General features: G+C 76.1%; 3 protein-coding genes. All 3 read left to right on the forward strand.

Features of this window, described 5'->3' with window-relative positions; translation table 11 throughout:
• The first annotated feature begins 165 nt into the window (after positions 1-165).
• Positions 166-960 carry an SDR family NAD(P)-dependent oxidoreductase gene (locus HLB09_RS15570; RefSeq protein WP_171204234.1) on the forward strand — a complete coding sequence of 265 codons (795 nt, stop codon included), beginning with the start codon at positions 166-168 and terminating at the stop codon, positions 958-960.
• A gap of 104 nt (positions 961-1064) precedes the next feature.
• Positions 1065-2243 (forward strand): Nif3-like dinuclear metal center hexameric protein, encoded by a 1179-nt coding sequence (locus tag HLB09_RS15575; protein WP_171204236.1) that lies wholly within the window; start codon positions 1065-1067, stop codon positions 2241-2243.
• Positions 2244-2340: 97 nt separating this feature from the next.
• On the forward strand, positions 2341-2617 hold a 277-nt coding region (locus tag HLB09_RS15580; protein WP_171204235.1), incomplete at its 3' end, for a pyridoxamine 5'-phosphate oxidase family protein.

The raw sequence follows: 2617 nt of genomic DNA on the forward strand, positions 1-2617 counted from the left end.
CCGCGGCGGCGGGCGCCTAGCGTCGGAGCGCGATCGGGCCGGCCCTGCACCCGCCGCCCGCACGCACCCTGCGAGCACGACCGGCGCCGCCCCGCGAGGGCGGCGTGGCCGTCGCCGCCCCCCACCGCGCGAGCCCAGTGCGGCACCCGCCCACCAGGAGGACCCATGGAGCTGTCCCTGTCCGGCAAGACCGCCCTCGTCACCGGCGCCGACTCCGGCATCGGCTGGCACACCGCCCGAATGCTCCTCGAGGAGGGCGTGCGCGTGGCGGTGAGCGACCTCGACGCCGACTCGCTCGCGGAGTCGGCCGGCCGCCTGCCGGGGGAGGTCACGACCGTCGCGGCGGACCTCACGTCGCTCGACGACGTCGCGCGCCTCAAGAGCGAGGTCGAGGCCGGGCTCGGCGGTGCGCCCGACATCATCGTGGCGGCCGCGGGGATCACCGGCGCGCAGGGGATGTTCCACGAGATCGACGACGAGGGGTGGACGAAGACCCTCGAGACCGACCTCATGTCGCAGGTGCGCACCGTGAAGGCCTTCATCGACGGCATGCGCCCGAAGGGCTGGGGCCGCATCGTCCTGCTCACCAGCGAGGACGCCTTCCAGCCGTACGCGGACGAGATCCCCTACTGCGCCGCGAAGGCCGGTTCCCTCGCGCTCATGAAGGGCCTGTCGAAGACCTACGCCTCGGAGGGGATCCTCGTGAACTCCGTCGCGCCGGCCTTCATCGCGACCCCCATGACCGACGCGATGATGAGCAAGCGCGCCGACCAGCTCGGCACCGACGTCGACGAGGCCATCTCGAGCTTCCTGTCCGAGGAGCGGCCGGGGATGCAGCTGGGGCGCCGCGGCGAGCCCGAGGAGGTGGCCTCGGCCATCGTCTTCCTCTGCTCGGAGCGGGCGAGCTTCATCAACGGCGCGACGCTGCGCGTGGACTCCGGGTCGGTGCAGACGATCTGACGCACCCGTCGCCCGCCGCCACTCGGTCACAGGACGGTCACGGCATCACCCGGCAGAGTGAGTTGAGGTGACTCTGCGTCGTCGGCGGCTACGGTGGCGGGGTGATGGGAACGGACGGCGACGGCGTCGCGCTCGCGGACCTGCTCGCCGTCCTGGAGCGCCGGTACCCGGCGGCCACGGCCGAGGAGTGGGACGCCGTCGGTCTCGTGTGCGGGGACCCGACCCAGCGCGTGCGCCGCGTGCTCCTGGCGGTCGACCCGGTCGCCGAGGTGGTCGACGAGGCCGTCGAGCTCGGGGTCGACCTGCTCCTGGTCCACCACCCCCTGCTGCTGCGGCCGGTCCGCTCGGTGCGGGCCGACGAGCCGAAGGGCGCTGTGGTGCACCGGCTCGTCCGCGCGGGCATCGCGCTGCACGTCCTGCACACCAACGCCGACTCGGCGCGACCCGGAGTCTCCGACGCCCTCGCCCGGAGCATCGGGCTCGACGACCTGCAGCCGCTGTCCGCCGCGCCTGCCGACCCCCTCGACAAGCACGTCGTCTTCGCGCCGCGCGAGGACGCCGAGCGCCTCGTCGACGCGATGGCGGCCGCTGGCGCCGGGGAGATCGGCGAGTACGCCCGCTGCGCCTTCACGGGCGAGGGCGTCCAGACCTTCACACCGGGTGAGCGGGCCCGACCGGCGGTGGGGACCCCCGGGCAGCGCCACACCGGCCCGGAGGCGCGCGTCGAGATGGTCGCGCCCCGCGCGCTGCGCTCCCGCGTCCTCGCCGCCGTGCGCGCGGTGCACCCCTACGAGGAGCCGGCGGTCGACGTCCTCGAGCTGGCGGCCTGGTCCTCCCCGCGCGGCCTCGGCCGCGTGGGCGTCCTCGAGCGGCCGATCACCCTCGAGGCGCTCGCGGGCGTCGTCGCCCAGGCCCTGCCCTTCACCCACCACGGCGTGCGCATCGCGGGCGACCTGTCCGCACCCGTGCAGCGGGTGGCCGTGTGCGGCGGCAGCGGGGACAGCCTGCTCGACGCGGTCCGTGCGAGCGGCGCCGACGCCTACGTCACGGCGGACCTGCGCCACCACCCCGCCTCGGAGCTGCGCGAGCGCGCCCGCGGCGGTGCGCCGCACCTGCTCGACGTCTCGCACTGGGCCAGCGAGTGGCCCTGGCTGCAGGGGGCCGGGGACCGCCTGCGCGCCGACCTCGAGGAGGTCGGCGGGTCCGTCGAGGTGACCATCAGCACGCGGCGCACCGACCCGTGGACCTCCCGCATCGCGAGCCCCGGCGGCCCGGTCCGCTGAGGCCCGCGCACCGGCTTCCTCGTGCGCGGCGCCGTGGGTCGACCGGCGAGGTCGGGAGGCCCTGTCCCGGGTCGGCGCGGGCCGCTAGCGTCCGCGGATGGACGCCGCCGCCCGCGACCGGCTGCTCGAGCAGCTGGGCCGTGAGACCTACGTCAGCCTCGCCACGCGCCGGCGCGACGGCACCGAGCGGGCGACGCCCGTGTGGGTCGTGCGCGACGGCGACGTCCTGCTCGTGACGACCGGCGCGACGACGGCGAAGGTCCGGCGCGCCCGCCGCGACCCGGCCGCGACGCTCACGTCGTGCGACGCGCGCGGGCGGGTCCGGCCCGGGGCGCCGACGACGCCCGTCGTCGTCGAGGTGACCGACGCGCCGG

Origin of the sequence: Pseudokineococcus marinus (genome assembly GCF_013004605.1) — a bacterium.
Classification (GTDB): domain Bacteria; phylum Actinomycetota; class Actinomycetes; order Actinomycetales; family Quadrisphaeraceae; genus Pseudokineococcus; species Pseudokineococcus marinus.